22 protein-coding genes and 1 pseudogene are annotated in these 18,481 nt (G+C 70.9%); 10 read left to right on the plus strand and 13 right to left on the minus strand.

Annotated elements, in window-relative coordinates:
• The 5 genes and pseudogenes from ACTOWL_RS15145 to ACTOWL_RS15165 form a co-directional block, all read left to right on the plus strand.
• Positions 1-646 (plus strand): annotated as a pseudogene (locus ACTOWL_RS15145) (hypothetical protein); the annotation flags it as partial.
• A gap of 67 nt (positions 647-713) precedes the next feature.
• The gene (locus ACTOWL_RS15150) at positions 714-905 is read left to right on the plus strand and encodes a twin transmembrane helix small protein (RefSeq protein WP_441322076.1); all 192 of its coding nucleotides are present in this window, start codon (positions 714-716) and stop codon (positions 903-905) included.
• A 22-nt stretch (positions 906-927) separates the two neighbouring features.
• Entirely contained in the window at positions 928-1,491 is a 564-nt protein-coding gene (locus tag ACTOWL_RS15155; protein ID WP_441322077.1) for a cob(I)yrinic acid a,c-diamide adenosyltransferase, read from the plus strand.
• A 151-nt stretch (positions 1,492-1,642) separates the two neighbouring features.
• Positions 1,643-2,515 carry a 3-hydroxybutyryl-CoA dehydrogenase gene (locus tag ACTOWL_RS15160; RefSeq protein ID WP_441322078.1) on the plus strand — a complete coding sequence of 291 codons (873 nt, stop codon included), beginning with the start codon at positions 1,643-1,645 and terminating at the stop codon, positions 2,513-2,515.
• Between the two features lie 414 nt (positions 2,516-2,929).
• Complete coding sequence (locus tag ACTOWL_RS15165; RefSeq protein ID WP_441322079.1) at positions 2,930-3,397, plus strand: OmpA family protein; 468 nt, start codon at positions 2,930-2,932, stop codon at positions 3,395-3,397.
• A gap of 147 nt (positions 3,398-3,544) precedes the next feature.
• On the opposite strand, the gene ACTOWL_RS15170 is transcribed toward ACTOWL_RS15165, so the two are convergent.
• Entirely contained in the window at positions 3,545-4,057 is a 513-nt protein-coding gene (locus ACTOWL_RS15170) for an anthrone oxygenase family protein (RefSeq protein WP_441322080.1), read from the minus strand.
• A gap of 79 nt (positions 4,058-4,136) precedes the next feature.
• Here ACTOWL_RS15170 and ACTOWL_RS15175 point away from each other — a divergent pair, with 79 nt between their 5' ends.
• Complete coding sequence (locus tag ACTOWL_RS15175; protein ID WP_441322081.1) at positions 4,137-4,748, plus strand: TetR/AcrR family transcriptional regulator; 612 nt, start codon at positions 4,137-4,139, stop codon at positions 4,746-4,748.
• Positions 4,749-4,752: 4 nt separating this feature from the next.
• On the opposite strand, the gene ACTOWL_RS15180 is transcribed toward ACTOWL_RS15175, so the two are convergent.
• The gene (locus tag ACTOWL_RS15180) at positions 4,753-5,250 is read right to left on the minus strand and encodes an Lrp/AsnC family transcriptional regulator (protein WP_441322082.1); all 498 of its coding nucleotides are present in this window, start codon (positions 5,248-5,250) and stop codon (positions 4,753-4,755) included.
• Positions 5,251-5,364: 114 nt separating this feature from the next.
• Here ACTOWL_RS15180 and glyA point away from each other — a divergent pair, with 114 nt between their 5' ends.
• Entirely contained in the window at positions 5,365-6,723 is a 1,359-nt protein-coding gene (gene glyA, locus ACTOWL_RS15185; RefSeq protein ID WP_441322083.1) for a serine hydroxymethyltransferase, read from the plus strand.
• Positions 6,724-6,725: 2 nt separating this feature from the next.
• On the opposite strand, the gene ACTOWL_RS15190 is transcribed toward glyA, so the two are convergent.
• Genes ACTOWL_RS15190 through fsa form a run of 4 tightly spaced genes read right to left on the minus strand, consistent with a single transcriptional unit; the run spans position 6,726 to position 10,371 of the window.
• Positions 6,726-7,934, minus strand: a complete 1,209-nt coding sequence (locus ACTOWL_RS15190) for a trans-sulfuration enzyme family protein (protein ID WP_441322084.1) — start codon at positions 7,932-7,934, stop codon at positions 6,726-6,728.
• A 23-nt stretch (positions 7,935-7,957) separates the two neighbouring features.
• Positions 7,958-8,944 (minus strand): tyrosine recombinase XerC, encoded by a 987-nt coding sequence (locus tag ACTOWL_RS15195; RefSeq protein ID WP_441322085.1) that lies wholly within the window; start codon positions 8,942-8,944, stop codon positions 7,958-7,960.
• Between the two features lie 10 nt (positions 8,945-8,954).
• On the minus strand, positions 8,955-9,668 hold the full coding sequence (locus tag ACTOWL_RS15200; RefSeq protein WP_441322086.1) for a DUF484 family protein: 714 nt from the start codon (positions 9,666-9,668) through the stop codon (positions 8,955-8,957).
• Between the two features lie 10 nt (positions 9,669-9,678).
• Complete coding sequence (gene fsa, locus ACTOWL_RS15205; RefSeq protein ID WP_441322087.1) at positions 9,679-10,371, minus strand: fructose-6-phosphate aldolase; 693 nt, start codon at positions 10,369-10,371, stop codon at positions 9,679-9,681.
• 79 nt (positions 10,372-10,450) lie between these two features.
• Here fsa and ACTOWL_RS15210 point away from each other — a divergent pair, with 79 nt between their 5' ends.
• The 3 genes from ACTOWL_RS15210 (at position 10,451) to ACTOWL_RS15220 (ending at position 13,282) form a co-directional block, all read left to right on the plus strand.
• Positions 10,451-12,670 carry a primosomal protein N' gene (locus tag ACTOWL_RS15210; protein ID WP_441322088.1) on the plus strand — a complete coding sequence of 740 codons (2,220 nt, stop codon included), beginning with the start codon at positions 10,451-10,453 and terminating at the stop codon, positions 12,668-12,670.
• 76 nt (positions 12,671-12,746) lie between these two features.
• Positions 12,747-13,007 (plus strand): CopG family ribbon-helix-helix protein, encoded by a 261-nt coding sequence (locus ACTOWL_RS15215; protein ID WP_441322089.1) that lies wholly within the window; start codon positions 12,747-12,749, stop codon positions 13,005-13,007.
• Positions 13,004-13,282 carry a type II toxin-antitoxin system RelE/ParE family toxin gene (locus tag ACTOWL_RS15220; protein ID WP_441322090.1) on the plus strand — a complete coding sequence of 93 codons (279 nt, stop codon included), beginning with the start codon at positions 13,004-13,006 and terminating at the stop codon, positions 13,280-13,282. The genes ACTOWL_RS15215 and ACTOWL_RS15220 overlap by 4 nt, the downstream gene beginning before the upstream one ends.
• Here ACTOWL_RS15220 and ACTOWL_RS15225 read toward each other — a convergent pair.
• The 7 genes from ACTOWL_RS15225 to ACTOWL_RS15255 form a co-directional block, all read right to left on the minus strand.
• The gene (locus ACTOWL_RS15225; protein WP_441322091.1) at positions 13,279-13,680 is read right to left on the minus strand and encodes a type II toxin-antitoxin system VapC family toxin; all 402 of its coding nucleotides are present in this window, start codon (positions 13,678-13,680) and stop codon (positions 13,279-13,281) included. The two genes, ACTOWL_RS15220 and ACTOWL_RS15225, sit on opposite strands and share 4 nt — an antisense overlap.
• Positions 13,680-13,919 carry a type II toxin-antitoxin system VapB family antitoxin gene (locus ACTOWL_RS15230; RefSeq protein WP_441322092.1) on the minus strand — a complete coding sequence of 80 codons (240 nt, stop codon included), beginning with the start codon at positions 13,917-13,919 and terminating at the stop codon, positions 13,680-13,682. Before ACTOWL_RS15230 ends, ACTOWL_RS15225 begins: the two co-directional genes overlap by 1 nt.
• A 94-nt stretch (positions 13,920-14,013) precedes the next feature.
• Positions 14,014-15,483, minus strand: coding sequence for an MDR family MFS transporter (locus tag ACTOWL_RS15235; RefSeq protein ID WP_441322093.1), 1,470 nt, complete (start codon positions 15,481-15,483; stop codon positions 14,014-14,016).
• Positions 15,484-15,518: 35 nt separating this feature from the next.
• On the minus strand, positions 15,519-15,965 hold the full coding sequence (locus ACTOWL_RS15240; RefSeq protein ID WP_441322094.1) for a MarR family winged helix-turn-helix transcriptional regulator: 447 nt from the start codon (positions 15,963-15,965) through the stop codon (positions 15,519-15,521).
• 83 nt (positions 15,966-16,048) lie between these two features.
• On the minus strand, positions 16,049-16,423 hold the full coding sequence (locus tag ACTOWL_RS15245; protein WP_441322095.1) for a VOC family protein: 375 nt from the start codon (positions 16,421-16,423) through the stop codon (positions 16,049-16,051).
• Positions 16,424-16,431: 8 nt separating this feature from the next.
• Positions 16,432-16,926 (minus strand): RNA pyrophosphohydrolase, encoded by a 495-nt coding sequence (locus tag ACTOWL_RS15250; RefSeq protein WP_441322096.1) that lies wholly within the window; start codon positions 16,924-16,926, stop codon positions 16,432-16,434.
• An 11-nt stretch (positions 16,927-16,937) separates the two neighbouring features.
• On the minus strand, positions 16,938-18,368 hold the full coding sequence (locus ACTOWL_RS15255; protein WP_441322097.1) for a S41 family peptidase: 1,431 nt from the start codon (positions 18,366-18,368) through the stop codon (positions 16,938-16,940).
• Positions 18,369-18,481: the final 113 nt, after the last annotated feature.

Raw genomic sequence — 18,481 nt, forward strand, 5'->3', positions numbered from 1 at the left:
CGACCCCAGCCTGCGGGTGCTGACCTCTCCGCCGGCGGTGCCACCGCCCTTGCCGCGCCCATGCTCGACCCAGCCTGCCGCCGTCGCCGCGGCGCCGGCCGAGCCGGCACCTGCCGCGACCGCGGCCCCGCAGCCCGCCGCGCCGCACGTGGTCGAGATCGACCCCAGCCTCCGGGTGCTGACCTCGCCCCCGGCGGTGCCTCCGCCGCTGCCGCGCCCAGGCTCGACCCAACCTGTCGCCGTTGCCGCGGCGCCGGCCGAGCCGGCACCCGCCGCCGCGCCCATCGCGCCGGCTCTATCCGCGGCGCTGGCCTCGCCCCTGGCGCCGGCTGCGCCCCCGGCCGTGCCCCCGGCACCGGCCGCTTCGCCCGTCCCGAATCCCGTGGCGGCAGCCTCCGCCCCGAAGGCGCCGGAATCGCTGATCAACGTGCCGCCCGCCGCCTTTGCCCCGGCCCCGGCGGTGGAGGCGCTGCTGCCCCGGACAGACACTGCGGCGACAGTGCCGGCGCCCTTCACCGTGCCGCCGCCGCGGTTCCGGCCGGTCGTGGCCGCGGCCCGTCCGGTCCAGGGCGTCGCGCCGCCGGCAACCCGGCCGCCGCCGCCCACGGCGGTGGATGTGCCGGTGCCGCGGCGTCGTCCCGGCTGAGCTGCCGGCGTGACGGTTCCGTGCAATCACCCTGTGCGACGCCCCGGGTGCGCCCTATAGTCCTTGCATGAACATCGTGTTTCTCGTCCTGGCCGTGATCTGCATGCTCGGGGTGGTCGCCTCGCTGGCCACCGGCGTGTTCGGCATGGCGCAGAGCGGCCCGTTCAACCGGAAATGGGGCAACAAGCTGATGCAGGCCCGCATCGGTTTCCAGGCCCTGGCCATCCTGTTCTTCCTGCTGGCCCTGTGGACGGCTTGAGCGACCCGGAAATGCGGCAGCCATGGTCACGCTGACCCGGATCTACACCCGCGGCGGTGACGCCGGGCAGACCTCGCTGGTCGGCGGCCGGCGGGTGGCCAAGCACGACCTGCGGGTCGAGGCCTATGGCACGGTGGACGAGGCCAATGCCGTGATCGGTATGGCCCGGTTGCATACCGAAGGCGAGGCTGACGCCATGCTCGGCCGGATCCAGAACGACCTGTTCGATCTCGGCGCCGACCTGGCGACGCCGGAGGAGCCTGATCCCAAATATCCGCCGCTGCGGGTGACGGCGGCGCAGGTGGAGCGGCTGGAGCGCGAGATCGACGCCATGAACGCTGTTCTGGCGCCGCTGAACAGCTTCGTGCTGCCGGGCGGCAGCGCCGCCTCCGCCCATCTGCATCACGCCCGCACCGTGGTGCGGCGGGCGGAGCGGCTGGTCTCGGCCCTGATGGCGGTGGAGGCGGTCAACCCCGAGGCGCTGAAATACGCCAACCGTCTGTCCGACCACCTGTTCGTCCTGGCCCGCCACATGAACGGCGACGGCAAGGACGACGTCCTCTGGGTTCCCGGAGCCCACCGGTGAGCCCTTTTGCCCACGGCTTGGGCAAGATGCTTGCGTGGGCGGCAGTCGCGTTGACAAGCTCTGTCGGACATCACTATCGTTCGACCTCTTTGCTGCACCGCACCAATGCGGGCGGCCGGCGGGACAGGGACGTTCGGAGCGGAACCCAGGCATGATCCAGACGATCGGCGTCATCGGCGCAGGGCAAATGGGCAGCGGCATCGCCCAGGTCGGCGCCCAGAGCGGCTTCACCATCCGGCTCCTGGACGTCGATCCGAAGGCCCTGGATCGGGCGCGGGAGTCCATTGAAGGCCATGTCGACCGGCTGATCGGCCGCGGCAAGCTCACCGCCGAGGAGAAGCCGACGGTCCTGGCCCGGATCCACACCGCCGCCGAGTACCAGGCGTTCAAGGATTGCGACCTGGTGATCGAGGCGGCGACCGAGAGCGAACCGATCAAGCGCGAGATCTTCAAGCAGCTGGTGCCGCATCTGAACGAGCGGGCGATGGTGGCGACCAACACCAGCTCGATCTCGATCACCCGCCTCGCGGCCACGACCGACCGGCCCGAGCGCTTCATCGGCATGCACTTCATGAACCCCGTGCCGGTGATGAAGCTGGTGGAGATCATCCGCGGCATCGCCACCGACGACGCGACCTACGAGTCGATCCGCGACCTGGCGCTGAAGCTGGGCAAGACCCCGGCGGTGTCGGAAGATTTCCCGGCCTTCATCGTCAACCGCATCCTGCTGCCGATGATCAACGAGGCGGTCTACACCCTCTATGAGGGCGTGGGCTCGGTCGAGGCGATCGACACCTCGATGAAGCTCGGCGCCAACCACCCGATGGGGCCGCTGGAGCTGGCCGACTTCATCGGCCTCGACACCTGCCTGTCGATCATGAACGTGCTGTATGACGGCCTGGCCGACAGCAAGTACCGGCCCTGTCCGCTGCTGGTGAAATACGTCGAGGCCGGCTGGCTCGGCCGCAAGACCAAGCGCGGCTTCTACGACTACTCGAAGGACGTACCTGTTCCCACCCGGTGACGCCGCCGACCCAGGTCGGCTCATTGCGTTGCCTCTCCCGCCTGGCGGGAGAGGTCGGGCTCGCGGAGCGAGACCGGGTGAGGGCGGGCACTGGCCTCGACAAAATCCCCTCACCCGGAGGCGCCAGCCGGTCGAGCATGCGCGCCGCCTGCTCGGCATCGGCCTGGTCGAGGGCCGGTGCGGCTGGCTGAGGGGTAGGGACGGACTGCGCCTTGTTCATAGAACGTATCATGCGATGGCGGCGCGGATGCCTGGTCGGTCATTGCTGAGCGCTTTAGCAGGGGGGCGACCGTCGCCTTTGGGCGCGGAAAGCAGACATGTCTGCTACTCTAATCGCTTCACCGATCCTACGGTCCTGACAGGGATGGCAATTAGACGTCTCTTTGAAGTCGGGCGGCGCTGAAAGGGGGCATCATGGTCAGGGTCGGATTTCTTGCCGTGATGGCGATCATGGCCGCAGGCTGTGCGCCCAAAGCACCTGAGGTGGTGGTGCTAGATGAAGGCCGACGACCAACCTTGGTGGTGTTCGAGAAGGGCAGTGCGGCGCTGTCTCCTGCGCAAGAGGGGACCGTTCTCGGCGCTGCCTACGAGATCTGCATGAGGGAGACCACGAAGGTCCTCCTGACGGGAGAGGCTGACGATGAACCCATACCAGCGCTGAACCGAGGCCTGTCAATGCGGCGCGCGGAAGCGGTTCGGCTCAAGCTGATCGAACTTGGCATTTCCGATCAGCTAATCACGGTCGAGGCGAAAGGCCAAGACAACCCTCTTTTCTCGGAGGAGGAGAGGAAAAGCGCTGGCCTCGGCCGGATTGTTATGATCGCCTTCGAGCCGGTGAGCCCGCCGCTAGGCAAGGCTACCTGTGCCCCGGGTCTGGATTAATCTGGCGATAGGTGTCCTTTAGCGAGGCCGAAGTGGCCCGTCTGCAATGGGTCCGAAAGCGGTCAACCGCCCTGCTGGCTCGGCCGCAAGACCAAGCGCGGCTTCTACGACTACTCCAAGGACGTGCCGGTCCCGACGCGCCGAGCGTCAGGCCGTGTTCCGGCCATCCTCGAACCAGACCAGGGCCAGGCACAGCGCGGCCGCGCCGGCGGCGATCGTGCGCGCCCAGTTCCAGGCGTCCCACGGTCCGAAATAGCGGGCCCGCGCCGTCGCCAGATCGGCCGTGCCGTCGAGCGGGACCGTCGCCAGCCATTGATTCAGCGGCACGCTCGCCAGGAAGGTCAGGGCGAAGCCGGCCAGGCCGTACAGGGCCACCGCCGCGGCCAGCCAGATCTCCGACCGGCCGAACCGGGCGCGGGCCAGCCGCAACGCCAGCAGCGCCGCCGGGAAGGCGAGGGCGCCGAAGAACGCGAAGGCGAAGACCGGGTTGCGCACGGTGGCGTTGATCGCCTGCATGGCGCCGATCGCGGCGCGGTCGTCGAGCTGGGCCAGCCCGTACAGCACCGAGCAGGCATAGGCGTAGAAGAAGCCCGCCGCCAGCGCGACGGCGAGGGTCGACAGCGCCAGCAGGCCACGATCGAGATAACGAAGCCGCAGCATCGGGTTCCTCCAGATCTGTACCGTACCGATCGGTACTGATAGAGTGTCGGGACTGAGTTGAAGGGTCAAGAGGGAACGGATGGCGCGGCAAAGCGAGGAACGGCGGCGGGCGGTGCTGGATGCGGCGCTGGCGGTGCTGGAACGCCAGGGCTATGCCGGCACCAGCATGCTCGACATCGCCCGCGAGGCCCGCGCGTCGAAGGAGACGCTCTACGCCTGGTTCGGCGACAAGAAGGGCTTGTTCGCGGCCCTGGTCGCCGACAATGCCGCGGCCGTGAACGCGGTGATCGAGGCGGTGCCGGCGGACCCGCCGGAGACGCCGATCCGCACCGTCCTGTCGGAGTTCGGCGTGGCGCTGCTCGGCCTGCTGCTCGGCCCGCGGGCGGTGGCGATCAACCGGGCCGCGGCGGCGGAGGCCGCCCGGGACGGCGAGCTGGGGCGCCTGCTCGTCGCCTCCGGCCGGGCGGCCACGGGCGGCCGGATGGTGGCCCTGCTGCGGGATCGCGCCGCACGGGGCGAGATCGAGGCTGCCGATCCGGAGGACGCCTTCTCGGTCTTCCTCGGCCTGCTGCTGCGCGACCTGCAGATCCAGGTGTTGCTCGGGGCGGCCGCGGCGCCGGACGGCGAGGCCCTGCGGCGGCGTGCGGCGGCGGCGGCGGAGCTGTTCCTCAGGCTCTATGGGCCCAGCTGACGCGTCACGCCCCGATCGGCACCTTGGTCTCGTACTTCACCCGGGACAGGTTGAAGCTGGTGCGGAAGCGCTTGATGTTGTGCTCGTTCGCCAGCACGCGGCGGCAGAACAGGTTGTAGGCCTCCATGTCGCGGCAGGTGACGACCAGCAGGTAGTCGGTCTCGCCGGACACGAAATAGCATTGCTGCACCTCGGGCTCGGCCGCGATCTTGCGCTCGAAGGCGGCCAGCACGTCCTCGCGCTGGCGGTCCAGCTCGACCCCGACGAAGGCGACGATGGTCTGGCCGACCTTCTCCGGGTCGACCAGCGCCACGTCGCGCACCACCACCCGCTCCTGGCGCAGCCGGCGCACTCGCTTCAGGCAGGCCGGCGGCGACAGGCCGACCCGCTCGGCCAGCGCCAGATTGGTGATCTGGTTGTCCTCCTGCAGCGCGTCGAGGATGCGGCGGTCGATGGCGTCGAGCTCGATCGGGGCCGGGCGGATTCGGTCCGGGCTTTTCATGGATTTCTCCGAAGCGGCATCGGCACATTCCACAACGGAAATTCCGGACGCGCAAATCGAAATCCGTTGCCGATGATTTCGTCATAGCCTCGATCGAACGAACAGGAGGCGACCATGGACTCACCGGATCTGTCGAACCGCATCGAGGTGCATGACCGGAAGGCGCTGGCGACGGCGCGGGCCGTGCTCGATGCCTGCGCCGATCCGGCGGCGATGGGCGAGGCCGTGAAGGCGGCGGTCGGGCACAACGCCCAGTGGCGCGGTGAGGACTGCATCAACCTGCTGGCGCCCGAGGCCCCGACCAGCCCCGGCGTGCGGGCGCTGCTGGCGGCCGAGATCGGCACCCGCGCGGCGGAAGGCCATATCGGCCGGGTCAACCGCTGGTTCGCCGGCACCCGCCATATCGACGAGGTCGAGGCGCTGTGCGTCGAGCTGCTGAAGCGCCATTTCCGCTGCGCCTACGCCGACCACCGGCTGTGCGCCTCGATGATCGGCAACGCCGTCGTCTACACCGCGCTGACCGCGCCGGGTGACGTGGTGATGACCGCGGCGCAGCCCACCGGCGGCCATTCCTCGAACCGGCATGACGGCCCGGCCGGCGCCATGGGCCGCACCATCGTCGACATTCCGATGGACCCGGAGGAGCTGGTGGTCGACCTCGACCTGTTCCGCCGGGCGGCGCCGCTGGCCCGGCCGAAGCTGGTCGCGCTCGGCCTGTCGATGACGCTGTTCCCGCAGCCGGTGGCGGCGATGCGCGAGGTGATCGCGGAGTGGGGCGGCCGCTTCTTCTTCGACGCGGCGCATCAGCTCGGCCTGATCGGCGGCGGCCAGTTCCAGGACCCGCTGAAGGAAGGCGCCGACATCGTCACCGGTTCGGCCGGCAAGACCTTCGCCGGGCCGCAATCCGGCATCCTGCTGTGGGACGACCCGGCGATCACCGAGGCGGTGACGACGGCGGTGTTTCCGGTCTGGGCGGCGACGCACCAGGTCAACCGGGTGGCGGCGCTGGCCCTGGCGACGGCGGAGGCGATCGCCTTCGGCACCGAGCTGCAGGCCCAGATCGTCGCCAACGCCCAGGCGCTGGCGCGGGCGCTGCAGGAGCGCGGCATCCCGATGCTGGGCGCCCATAAGGGTTTCACCACCACGCATCAGGCGATCGCCGATGCGCGCGGCTTCGGCCGCGGCTTGGCGGCGGCGCAGATTCTGGAGCGCGCCAACCTGATCGTGAACAAGAACCTGCTGCCGGCCGACCGCAAGGAGGATTGGGATTATCCCGGCGGCCTGCGCATCGGCACCATCGAGGTCACCCGCTTCGGCATGCGCGAGCGCGAGATGGAGGCGATCGCCGAGCTGATCGCCCGGGTCCTGGTGCGCGGCGAATCGCCGGAATCGGTGCGGCCCGACGCGGTGGCGCTGCGCCACAGCTTCCCGACGATCCACTATTGCTTCGAGAATGGCTTGCCCCCAGGTTGAGGCTACAGGTTGCCCAGCGCCTGCTCGATGTCGGCGAGGATGTCGGGCGTGTTTTCCAGCCCGATCGACAGGCGCACCAGCCCCTCGCCGATGCCCTGCGCCGCCCGTTCCTCCGGCGTGTAGTTCGCATGGGTCATGCTGGCGGGGTGCTGGACCAGCGATTCCGCGTCGCCCAGGCTGACCGCCAGCGTCACCAGCCGCAGCCGGTCCATGAATTTGCGGCCGGCCTCGATGCCGCGCTCCAGCTCGAAGGCGATCAGGCCGCCGGGCAGCAGCATCTGCCGGCCGGCCAGCGCAAATTGCGGATGCGACTCCAGCCCCGGATAGAACACCCGCGCCACCGCCGAATGGCTCTGCAGCAGCTGCGCCACGGCAGTGGCGGAGCGGGAGTGCTGCGCCATCCGGATCTCCAGCGTCTTCAGCCCGCGCAGCACCAGATGGGCGTTCATCGGCGACAGCGTCGCGCCGGTCAGGTAGCGCAGCCCCTCGTTGCGCACCCGGTCGATGATCGGCTTGGGCCCGACCAGCACGCCGCCCAGCACGTCGCCATGGCCGCTCAGGACCTTGGTCGCCGAATGCAGCACCAGGTCGGCGCCGTGGTCCAGCGGCCGCTGCAGCACCGGGGTGCAGAAGGTGTTGTCGACCACGATCAGCGCCCCGGGCGCGGCCCGCCGGGCCAGGTCGGACACGGCGCGGATGTCGATCACCCGCAGGTTCGGGTTGGCCGGGGTCTCGAAATAGACCACCCGCGTCTTCGCGGTCAGCGCGGCTTCCAGCGCCTCCAGCCGGGTCATGTCGACCTTGGTGACCTTGACGCCGAACCGTGGCAGGCCCTGCATGAAGAAGGCGTAGGTGTTGCCGTACAGGGTGTGGTCGATCACCACCTCGTCGCCGGCCTGCAGCAGGGTCCACATCGGCGTGGTGACGCAGGCGATGCCCGACGCCATCGCCACCGCCGCGGCGCCGCCCTCCAGCCGGGCGAGCCGGTCCTCCAGGATGGTCTGGGTCGGGTTGTGGCGGCGGCCATAGACGTAGCCCTCGGTCTCGCCCCGGAACACCGCCGCCCCGGTCGCGGTGTTGGGGAAGGCGTAGGTCGAGGTCATGTAGATCGGCGGCGTCAGCGCGCCCTGGGCGCTGGCCGGATCGTAGCCATGGTGGATCGCCGTGGTGGAGGGGCCCCAATGCTCGTCATCGGGATCGGGTTCGGTCATCGGATCCTCCGGAGGATTGCGGCCTATTTGCCGGCGCGACGGGCCCTGGGGTGGGCGTCGGCATAGACGCTCATCAGCCGCTCGGTGTCGATCTCGGTGTAGCGCTGGGTGGTCGACAGGGCGGCATGGCCCAGCAGCTCCTGGATCGTGCGCAGGTCGCCGCCGCCGGCCAGCAGATGGGTGGCGAAGCTGTGCCTGAGGGCGTGCGGGGTCGCCGAATCGGGCAGGCCCAGCACGGCGCGCAGCTGGCGCATCTGCCGCTCGGCCACGCCGGGGTTCAGCGGCCCGCCGCGGACGCCCAGGAACAGCGGGCCCGTGGCGGCCAGCGGGAAGGGGCAGGCGGAGATATAGGCGTCGACCGCCTCGCGCACCGCCGGCAGCACCGGCACCATGCGCTGCTTGCGGCCCTTGCCGGTGACCACCAGCGTGTCGCCCTTCGGCGCCTCGCGCCGGGTCAGCCCCAGCGCCTCGCCCAGGCGCAGGCCGCAGCCATAGAGCAGGAACAGGAGGGCGCGGTCGCGCAGCCCGATCCATTCCTCGTCGCTCAGGGTTTCCACCGTGTCGACCGCGGCCAGCGCATCGGTCACGGCCAGCGGCCGCGGCAGGCGCTTCGGCAGCTTGGGGTTGCGCAAGCTGCCGATCGCCGCGTTGTGCAGCACCCCGGCCCGGTCGAGATGGGCCAGGAAGTTGCGGACGCCGGACAGGCCGCGCGCCCGGGTGGCGGCGCCGGCCCCGCTTGCGGCCCGGTGCGACTGAAAGGCGCGCAGGTCGGACAGGGCGGCGGCGGAGAGGTCGTTCAGGCTCGGCGGCCGGCCGAGATGATCGGCCAGGAAGCCGACGAAACGGCCGACATCGCCGAGATAGGCGCGCAGCGTGTGCGGCGACACCCGCTTCTCGTCCTCCAGCCAGACCCGCCAGCGGCCGGCGGCGTCGCGCAGATCCGCTGCCGCCGGCCAGCCGGCCATGAAGTCCGATGAGGGAATGAGCGCCGTATCGTCCGGGGCGCCCATCGGGCGGGTCCTAGTCCTGCCCGGGGCCGGTCAGCCAGGAACGGATGCAGCGCTCCAGCACCCGGCCGAGGAAGCCGACCAGCTCGGTCCGCATGCCGGGATGGAACATCTCCGGGTCGCGGCTGCCGAGGGCCAGGACGCAGGGCGGCACCTCCGGCGACACGTTCAGGCGGACCAGCGCCTGGCTGCGCACCAGCCCGGCGCCGGCGCCGAACAGCGCCTCCTCGCCGGCGATGTCCGATTCGAGCATCAACTCCTGCCCGCCCAGGCGGCGGCCGACCTCGCCGGGCCCGACGATGCGGACCTCGGCGCTGTGCGGCGGCGATTCCTCGCCCTCCGTCGCCTCGACCAGCAGCGTCACCACGTCGAGGTCGAGCAGCACGGCGAGGTCGGTCGACACCGTGTGGATCAGCTGCTCGAAGCTTTCGGCGTCGAGCAGGAACAGGATCGCGGCATGCACCCGGTTCTGGGTGTTGTGGTTGGCGCGGCTGGCGCCAATGAAGGCGCGCTGCTGCTCCTTCAGCCGGTCGACCTGGCCGCGCAGCCTTTCGGCCTGGAAGCCCTGCAGGTCGATCACCCCGTCGCCGCGATCCCGCGGCGGCAGGGCCAGCCGGCCCAGCAGATCCGGGTGCTGGACCAGGAAGTCCGGATGGGCCAGCAGCCAGGCCGAGACGTCCGCCGCGGTGAGCGCGGGGGCGTCCGGCTGCTTTACTTCCTGTGCCAACGGGCCGCCCTCACGCCGTCTTCTTGACGGCGGCGAGCTCGTGCTCGTCGAGGATGCTCTGGCCGGTCTTCGCCCAGTCGGCCACGAAGGCGGACAGGCCCTTCTCGGTCAGCGGGTGGCTGAACAGGGAGCGCAGCGCCGCCGGCGGCAGGGTGCCGACATGGGCGCCCAGCTTCGCAGCCTCGATCACATGCCGCGGCCCGCGGATCGACGCGACCAGCACCTGGGTCTTGATGTCCGGGTACTGGCGGTAGATCTGGACGATGTCGGCGATCAGGCCCATGCCGTCCTCGCCGACGTCGTCGAGGCGGCCGACGAAGGGCGAGACGAAGGTCGCGCCCGCCTTCGCCGCCAGGATCGCCTGGCCGGCCGAGAAGCACAGCGTGACGTTGACCATGGTGCCGGCGTCGGACAAGGTGCGGCAGACCTTGAGCCCGGCGGGCGTCAGCGGCACCTTGACCGCGATGTTCTTCGCGATCTTGGACAGCTTGAGGCCCTCGGCCATCATGGTGTCGAAGTCGGTCGCGGCGACCTCGGCCGAGACCGGTCCCTTCACCACCTCGCAGATCCGCGGGATCAGGTCCAGGAACTTGGCCCCGGACTTGGCGATCAGGGAGGGGTTGGTGGTCACCCCATCGACCAGGCCGGTGGAGGCCAGGTCACGGATTTCGTTGAAGTCGGCGGTATCGATGAAGAACTTCATGGGCCTCGTTCCAATGGCCAGCGGTCGCTTCGGGCCGATGCGCGGCACCGGTGTCGGCCCGCGGGAGCAAGTCTAGCCCATGGCGGAGTCCGAGGCCACAGCAGCGACAGCGGTCGAGGAGGAGAGTGGCGCGATCGCCACGGTTCGGGTGCTGCTGCCGCTGCCCTTGGCAGAAGCTTACGATTATGCGGTGCCCGAGGGCCTGGATCTTGCGCCCGGCAGCTATGTCGAGGTGCCGCTCGGCCGGCTGCGGCGGATCGGCGTGGTCTGGGGGCCGGGCACCGGCAAGGTCGCCCTGGCCCGGTTGAAGCCGGTCGCGCACCGCTTCGACCTGCCGCCGCTGCCGGAGGTGGCGCGCAATTTCATCGACCGGGTCGCCCGCTACACCTTGTCGCCCCCGGGCGCGGTGCTGCGCATGACCCTGTCCTCGACCGGGGCGCTGGAGCCGCCGAAGCCGATCACGGCCTATCGCCGGGCGGAGTCTCTGCCGGACGGAGCCAAGCTCAGTGGCGCCCGGCGGCGGGTGCTGGCGGTGCTGGAGGACGGGCCGGCGCGGCTGCCGGCCGAGCTGGCGCGCGAGGCCGGCTGCGGCGCCGGCGTGATCAAGGGCATGGCCGAGGCCGGGCTGCTCGAGACCGTGCTGCTGCCCGGCTTCGACCCGGTGCCGCAGCCCGATCTCGCTCGGCCGCGGGCGGTGCTGGGCGAGGCCCAGCGCGAGGCGGCGGACCGGCTGATCGACGCGGTCGCCGATGGCGGCTATTCGACCACGCTGATCGACGGCGTCACCGGCTCGGGCAAGACCGAGGTGTATTTCGAGGCGGTCGCGGCGGCGCTGGCGGCCGGCCGGCAGGTGCTGGTGCTGCTGCCGGAGATCGCGCTGTCGGCGCATTGGCTCGACCGCTTCGCCGCCCGCTTCGGCGTGCGGCCGACCGAATGGCATTCGGAGCTGAGCTCGACCCAGCGCCGGCGCAACTGGCGGGCGGTGGCCTTCGGCGAGGCCCGCGTGGTGGTCGGCGCCCGCTCGGCCCTGTTCCTGCCCTATCCCGAGCTCGGGCTGATCGTGGTCGACGAGGAGCATGAGAGCGCCTTCAAGCAGGAGGACGGCGTCGTCTACCAGGCCCGCGACATGGCGGTGCTGCGCGGCCATCTCGGCGGCTTCCCGGTGGTGCTGGCCTCGGCCACGCCGTCGCTGGAGACGCTGGCCAATGTCGAGGCCGGGCGCTATGCGACGCTGGAACTGCCGTCGCGGCACGGCGCGGCGCAGATGCCGGCGGTGAGCGCGATCGACATGCGCCGCGAATCGCCGCCGCGCGGCCGCTTCCTGTCGCCGACCCTGCGCGAGGCGGTGGTCGAGACGCTGGCGGCGGGGGACCAGGCGATGCTGTTCCTGAACCGCCGCGGCTACGCCCCCCTGACCCTGTGCCGGCAGTGCGGCCATCGCCTGGAATGCCCGCATTGCACGGCCTGGCTGGTCGAGCACCGCCTGGCCGGGCGGCTGGAGTGCCACCATTGCGGCCACCGGGCGCCGCTGCCCAAGGCCTGCCCGTCCTGCCACGCCGAGGGCAGCTTCGCCGCCTGCGGACCGGGGGTGGAGCGGATCGCCGAGGAGGTTGACGCCACCCTGCCGGAGGCGCGCTGGCAGATCGTCGCCTCCGACACCTTCTCAGGCCCCCAGGCGATCGCCGACCTGACGGCGGATCTCGACAGCGGCGCCGTCAACCTGCTGATCGGCACCCAGATCCTGGCCAAGGGCCACAACTTCCCGGGCCTGACCCTGGTCGGGGTGGTCGACGCCGATCTCGGCCTCGCCGGCGGCGACCTGCGGGCGGCGGAGCGGACCTGGCAGCTGCTGCACCAGGTCGGCGGCCGGGCCGGGCGCGGCGAAAAGCCGGGCCGCGTGCTGCTGCAGAGCTTCATGCCCGACCACCCGGTGATGCAGACCCTGGTGGCCGACGACCGCGACGGCTTCTTGGCGTCGGAGGCGGAGGCGCGGCGGTCGCGCGGCCTGCCGCCCTACGGCAAGCTGGTGGCGCTGATCGTCTCCGGCCCCGACCGCGGCGCGGTCGACCGGGTGTCGCAGGATCTCGGACGGGCGGCGCCGCAGGGCGACGGGCTGATGGTGCTAGGCCCGGCCGACGCGCCGCTGGCGATGCTGCGCGGCCGCCACCGCCGCCGCCTGCTGCTGAAGGCCGACCGGCGCATCGGGGTGCAGCCGCTGGTGGCGGACTGGGTGTCGCGGGTGCAGGTGCCCGGCACGGTGCGGGTGCAGGTCGACATCGACCCGTACAGCTTCCTATGAGTGCGGTCGTAGGCCCGTCGATTCAGACTTAATCGAAACCAATCGGCATGATTATATATGATTGAAGGAGATGCCGATGGATACCAAGGTGTTGACCGCGCATGTGCCGTTGCCGCTCGCCGAGAAGGTGGACGAGCTGGCTGCCCGGCTGGAGCGCTCGCGCGGATGGATCGTCCGGCAGGCGCTGGCGGCCTGGGTCGACCAGGAGGAGGAACGCCGCCGCCTGACGCTGGAAGCCCTGGCTGATGTCGATGCCGGGCACGTGATCGATCATCGGTCCGTTCAGGCCTGGGCCGACAGCCTCGACAGCGACACGCCGTTGCCGGTCCCGCGTTGATCGAGCTGAAATGGACCGGCAGGGCGCTCTCGGATCTCGCGCGTCTCCATGAGTTTCTCGCGCCGGTCAATCGCCAGGCTGCCGCCAGGACCGTGAGGTCGCTGACGGCAGCGCCAGCGCGGCTGCGCGCACATCCCCGCATCGGTGAGAAGCTGGACGAGTTCGAGCCGCGCGAGGTCCGGCGCATCCTCGTCGGCCGCACCGAGATGCGGTACGAGATTCAGGGCTCGACCGTCTATATCCTGCGCCTCTGGCGCACCCGCGAGGATCGCTAGGCCGCCCCCGCCACGTGAATATCGGTCTTGGAGAAGTCGTCGCCCTTGAACAGCAGCGGCACGCCATGCGTCCGGGCGCAGGCATAGGACATGCAGTCGGCGAGGTTGAGCTGCGCCGGATGGCCTCGGCCTTTGCCATAGGCGGCGAAGGCGGCGACGGCTGCGGTCGCGGCGTCGATCGGGATGACGGCGATCCCGGCATCGTCGAGCAGCATATGGATCAGGGCTTCAGCCCGGACCGGAGCGAGTTTGAGCAGTGTGGAGAGGCGCATCGCCGCCTCGAGGATCACGAGGCCCGAGGTCAGGCGCCGTTCGGCCCCCGCCAGGAGGTTGGTATAGCGGGGCGCATCCGGCTCACCGGCGATCAGGGCGACGATCACCGACGTGTCGACGAACATCAATGGCCCCACATCTCATCGATCTCGTCCTTGGTCATGGCACGCCCGCCCGGCCCGGCTTCCGCAGCGGCGATGGCCGCGATCCGGGCGATGCGATCGGCGAGGGGCTCCTTCTCCGCCTCGCGGCGCAGCTCGGCCTCCAGCGCCTGGATGACGGCTTCGGTCATGGTCACCTTGCGCCTGGCGGCCAGTTCCTGGGCAAGCTCGCGCGCACGGCCATCTCGGATCTGCAGCGTCACGGTAGACCTCCGCGGTGGATGGATCGGCTATCCATACAGCACTATATCGCTATCCATACGTGGATTGTGAAGGGTGTCGGGCCAAGCCCTGGCATCAGCCCTTCGCCGGGGCGTGGCTGGCGCGCAGCGGCAGCTCCGGCAGGAACAGGATCGCCACGAAAGCGGCGGCGATGACGCCGGTGCCGGCCAGGAAGGTGGTGGCGATGGCGTGGCGGTACAGCTCGACCGCGGCGGCATGCGCCTCGGGCGGCAGCGTGGCCAGTTGCTGGAGCCCGGCCTGGGCCAGGCCCTCGGTGCCGGCCGCGACGCGCAGCTGCCCGGCCAGCACCGCCCCGGCCGCGGCCACGCCGACGGCGCCGCCGAGCGAGCGGCAGAACGCCAGGGTGGCGGTGGCGGCGCCCAGATCCTCGCGCGGCACCGCGTTCTGCACGGCGATGGTCATGTTCGGCATCACCAGGCCGAGGCCGATGCCGACCGCGATCAGCGCCGGCTCGATCACCGGGATACCCTGAGCGGTCGCCGCCGCCCAGCTCAGCCAGGCGAAAGCCAGGGTGGCCAGGGCCAGCCCGCCGGTCTGCGCCGGCTTGTAGCGGCCGGAGCGCAGCAGCACCCGGCCGTTGAAGATCGCGGCGGCGACCAGCCCCACCATCAGCGGCCCGGTCAGCAGGCCGGAGCGGGCGGCGCTGACCCCCAGCACCAGCTGGAAGAACAGCGGAAAGAACACGCTGGCGGCCAGCATGCCCATGAAGGTCAGGGCCAGGACCAGGCAGCCGACGGCGAAGACGCGGTTGCCGCGCAGATGCAGCGGCAGCACCGGGTCGGGGAAGCGGCGGGCATGGCCGACGAACAGCACCGCCAGCGCCACAACGGCGGCGCCGATGCCGAGGATCTCGGGCGACGTCCAGGCGAACTGCGATCCGCCCAGGGTCAGGACCAGCAAGAAGGCGGTGGTGGCCCCGGTCAGCAGCAGGGCGCCGAGATAGTCGATCCGACGCTGTCGGGCCCGGTGCGGGCGGCGCAGGGCGCGGTGGACCACCACGAGCGCCACGGCGCCGATCGGCAGGTTGACGAAGAAGATCCAGTGCCAGGACAGCAGGTCGGTGATGGTGCCGCCGAGCGCCGGCCCGACCACGCTGCAGACCGCGAACACCGCCGCCACCGACCCCTGGCGGCGGCCGCGCTGGGCCGGCGGCACCAGGTCGCCGATGGTGGCCTGGGCCAGCGGCAGCAGCCCGCCGGCGCCCAGCCCCTGCACCGCGCGGAAGGCGATCAGCTGCGTCATGCTCTGGGCCAGGCCGCACAGCGCCGAGCCCAGCAGGAACAGCAGCACGGCCAGGGTTAGCATCGGCTTGCGGCCGTGCTGGTCGCTCAGCTTGCCGTAGAGCGGCATCACCGCGGTCGAGGCCAGGACATAGGCCGTCACCACCCAGGACAGGTGGGTGCCGCCGCCCAGGTCGCCGACGATGCTGGGCAGGGCGGTGGCGACGATGTTCTGGTCGAGCGCGCTGAGCCCGAGCACGATCATCAGCCCCACCAGCACGGCCCGGACCTCGCGGGAGGTCACGTCCGGCTCGGTTATCGGGGGAGGGGGAACCGCGGTCATTCGCCGAGCCTGACCAGGGCCGGGATCGCCGCCGCGATCGCCTGCCGCTCCGCCGGCGACAGGTGGTCCAGCCGGCGCGCCAGCCAGTCGGTCCGCTGCCGCCGCAGCGCCTCGGCCCGGCGGACGCCTTCCTCGGTCGCGACCAGGCCGGAGCGGCGGCGGTCCTCCGGGTCCGGCGGGGTGCGGGCGACCAGCCCGGCCGCCTCCAGCTGCTTGACGTGGCCGCTGACGGTCGGGCCGCGCAGCCCCTCGATCTCGGCCAGGGCGCCGACGCCGATGCCGGGGGACTTGATGATCAGGACCAGCAGCAGGTTCTGCAGCGGCGAGATGTCCCCGTCCTGGGTCTCGCGCCGTATCCGCCGGTACAGCCGCGCCAGCGCCGGGCGCATTGCCTCGGCCAGGATGTCGGAGGCACCGGACGGCGCCGGATCCGTGGAAGCCATGGCTGTGTCCCGGATATATAGATAGGTTGCCTATCTATATATCCGGGCCAGGACGCCTGCAATGATCCAGGCGCCGCGGCGCGTCAGCGCGGCGGTTCGCTCAGCTCCAGCCGATTGCCGGCCGGGTCGCGGGTGAACAGGCGGCGGTAGCCGACGGGCGGCCGCGGGTCGTCCTCGATCGGCGCCCCGGCGGCGCGCAGCCGGGTCTCGGCCGCATCCAGATCGGCGGCGATCAGGCAGAGATGGCGGTCCGCCGCCAGCTGCTCGGCGCGGCCCGGCGCGTCCGGCGACAGGTGGATCTCGGCGGCGCCGACCCGCAACCAGGCGCCCTGGCTGCGTCGGCCCTGCGGTTTCGGCAGGGCCTCCAGCCCCAGCGTCTCGACATAGAAGCGCACCGTCTCGGCCTCCAGCTCGGCCGGGAAGGTCAGGTTGACATGGTGCAGGGCGAGGATGGCCATCCGCCGCCCTAGTTGCCGGGCCGCCCCAGCAACTGGGCGAAGGCGGCCAGCACGGTGGCGTAGACGTCGCGCTTGAACGGCACGATCTCGGCCAGCACCCGGTCCGGTGGCGACCAGCGCCAGGCGTCGAACTCCGGATGCTCGGTCTCGAGGTCGATGTCGCGGTCCTCGCCCAGGAAGCGCAGCGCCACCCAGCGCTGCTCCTGGCCGCGGTAGCGACCGCCCCAGACCTTGCCGACCAGATGGTCCGGCAGGTCGTAGCGCACCGTCTCCGGCGCCTCGGCCAGGAATTCGGCCCGGTCCGTGCCGATCTCCTCCTTCAGCTCGCGGAAGGCGGCCTCGCGCACCGTCTCGCCCTTGTCGATGCCGCCCTGCGGCATCTGCCAGCCATCGGGTGTGTCGCGGCGGCGCGCCACGAAGACGCGGCCGTCGCGGTCCAGCAGCATGATGCCGACGCAGGGCCGGTAGGGCAGGGAGTCCCTTGGTTTGTCTGGCGTCGGCATGGCGCGGCGGCTCAGCCCGCCTGCCCCTTCTGGAACAGCGCCAGGCCGCGCAGCAGGTCGAGCGCCCGCGACAGCTGGTAGTCGACATCCGCCGGCTTGTTCGCGTCGGCCGCGCCGTCGGACGGCGGCGACGCCGCCTTGTCCTCGCCCGGGGTGGCGGGCTTGTCGGTCTGGGCGCCACCGCCAGCCGGCGGCGTCGTCGGCGCCGTCTGGTCGGCGCCGCCCTGGCCCGGCACGGTCTCCTTGTTGTCGTTGTTCAGCGCGCCCTTCAGGTCGGCCTCCCGATAGCCGCGCATCTGCGCGATCTCCTCGATCCGGGCCTGCTGCACCTCGATGTCCGGGGTGATGCCGAGCTGTTGGATCGACCGGCCGGACGGGGTGTAGTAGCGCGCCGTGGTCAGCCGCATCGCGCCATGGCCCGGCAGCGGGATGATGGTCTGGACCGAGCCCTTGCCGAAGCTCTGCGTCCCCATCAGCACGGCGCGGTGGTGGTCCTGCAGCGCGCCGGCCACGATCTCCGACGCCGAGGCCGAGCCGCCATTGATCAGCACCACCAGCGGCAGGCCGTCGGCCAGGTCGCCCGGGGTGGCGTTGTAGCGCTGCGCCTGGTCGGCCTTGCGCGACCGGGTCGAGACGATCTCGCCCTTGTCGATGAACGCGTCGGACACAGCGATCGCCTGGTCCAGCAGGCCGCCCGGGTCGTTGCGCAGGTCGAGGACATAGCCCTGCAGCTTGTCGCCGAGCTTTTTCTTGATGTCGGCGATGCCGCGCTTCAGCCCGTCCTCGGTGCGCTCGGTGAAGCTGGTGATGCGGATGTAGCCGATGTCGCCTTCGGTCCGCCAGCGCACCGATTCCACCGGGATGGTGGCGCGCGCCAGGGTCAGGTCGAAGGGTTCGGTGTCGCCGCGGCGGACGGTGATGACGATGTTGCTGCCCACCGGGCCGCGCATCTTATCGACCGCCTCGTTGAGGCTCATGTTGACGATCGGCTTGCCGTCGATGGCGATGATCAGGTCGCCGGCCTGGACCCCGGCCTTGGCGGCGGGGGTGTCGTCGATCGGCGACACCACCTTCACCACCCCGTTCTCCATCGTCACCTCGATGCCGAGGCCGCCGAAGCTGCCGCGGGTCTGGGACTGCATGTCCTGGAACTCGTCGGAGTTCAGGAAGTTGGAGTGCGGGTCCAGCGAGGTCAGCATGCCGTTGATCGCGGATTCGATCAGCTGCTTGTCGCTGACCTGCTCGACATATTCCGCGCGCACCCGCTCGAACACCTCGCCGAACAGGTCGAGCTGCTTGTAGGTGTCGGTGGCGTCGCTGCTGGTCGCGGCCTTGTCGGGGACCTTGTCCTGCGCCCAGCCCTGGAAGGTCAGGGTGTGCCCGCCGACGAAGGCCAGGCCCATCAGGGCCCCGATGGCAACGGCGTTCAGGTGCTTCTTCATGCTTGCCCTCGCTGGCGGCGGGTCGCCAGGCGCTCGAGTCAATCGGCCGGCCGGCCGTCTCCGGATCCGGAGGGGCGGCTGGCCAGGGTGGACGCCCATCGATGATATCTGCC

Source organism: Inquilinus sp. CA228 (assembly GCF_052078665.1).
Taxonomy (GTDB): Bacteria; Pseudomonadota; Alphaproteobacteria; order DSM-16000; family Inquilinaceae; genus Inquilinus.

Excerpts from the sequence above, each read along its gene's own strand:
- ACTOWL_RS15150 (WP_441322076.1), top strand. The coding sequence starts at position 714 with ATGAACATCGTGTTTCTCGTCCTGGCCGTGATCTGCATGCTCGGGGTG.
- ACTOWL_RS15155 (WP_441322077.1), top strand. The coding sequence starts at position 928 with ATGGTCACGCTGACCCGGATCTACACCCGCGGCGGTGACGCCGGGCAG.
- ACTOWL_RS15160 (WP_441322078.1), top strand. The coding sequence starts at position 1,643 with ATGATCCAGACGATCGGCGTCATCGGCGCAGGGCAAATGGGCAGCGGC.
- ACTOWL_RS15165 (WP_441322079.1), top strand. The coding sequence starts at position 2,930 with ATGGTCAGGGTCGGATTTCTTGCCGTGATGGCGATCATGGCCGCAGGC.
- ACTOWL_RS15170 (WP_441322080.1), bottom strand. The coding sequence starts at position 4,057 with ATGCTGCGGCTTCGTTATCTCGATCGTGGCCTGCTGGCGCTGTCGACC.
- ACTOWL_RS15175 (WP_441322081.1), top strand. The coding sequence starts at position 4,137 with ATGGCGCGGCAAAGCGAGGAACGGCGGCGGGCGGTGCTGGATGCGGCG.
- ACTOWL_RS15180 (WP_441322082.1), bottom strand. The coding sequence starts at position 5,250 with ATGAAAAGCCCGGACCGAATCCGCCCGGCCCCGATCGAGCTCGACGCC.
- glyA (WP_441322083.1), top strand. The coding sequence starts at position 5,365 with ATGGACTCACCGGATCTGTCGAACCGCATCGAGGTGCATGACCGGAAG.
- ACTOWL_RS15190 (WP_441322084.1), bottom strand. The coding sequence starts at position 7,934 with ATGACCGAACCCGATCCCGATGACGAGCATTGGGGCCCCTCCACCACG.
- ACTOWL_RS15195 (WP_441322085.1), bottom strand. The coding sequence starts at position 8,944 with ATGGGCGCCCCGGACGATACGGCGCTCATTCCCTCATCGGACTTCATG.
- fsa (WP_441322087.1), bottom strand. The coding sequence starts at position 10,371 with ATGAAGTTCTTCATCGATACCGCCGACTTCAACGAAATCCGTGACCTG.
- ACTOWL_RS15210 (WP_441322088.1), top strand. The coding sequence starts at position 10,451 with ATGGCGGAGTCCGAGGCCACAGCAGCGACAGCGGTCGAGGAGGAGAGT.
- ACTOWL_RS15215 (WP_441322089.1), top strand. The coding sequence starts at position 12,747 with ATGGATACCAAGGTGTTGACCGCGCATGTGCCGTTGCCGCTCGCCGAG.
- ACTOWL_RS15225 (WP_441322091.1), bottom strand. The coding sequence starts at position 13,680 with ATGTTCGTCGACACGTCGGTGATCGTCGCCCTGATCGCCGGTGAGCCG.
- ACTOWL_RS15240 (WP_441322094.1), bottom strand. The coding sequence starts at position 15,965 with ATGGCTTCCACGGATCCGGCGCCGTCCGGTGCCTCCGACATCCTGGCC.
- ACTOWL_RS15245 (WP_441322095.1), bottom strand. The coding sequence starts at position 16,423 with ATGGCCATCCTCGCCCTGCACCATGTCAACCTGACCTTCCCGGCCGAG.
- ACTOWL_RS15250 (WP_441322096.1), bottom strand. The coding sequence starts at position 16,926 with ATGCCGACGCCAGACAAACCAAGGGACTCCCTGCCCTACCGGCCCTGC.
- ACTOWL_RS15255 (WP_441322097.1), bottom strand. The coding sequence starts at position 18,368 with ATGAAGAAGCACCTGAACGCCGTTGCCATCGGGGCCCTGATGGGCCTG.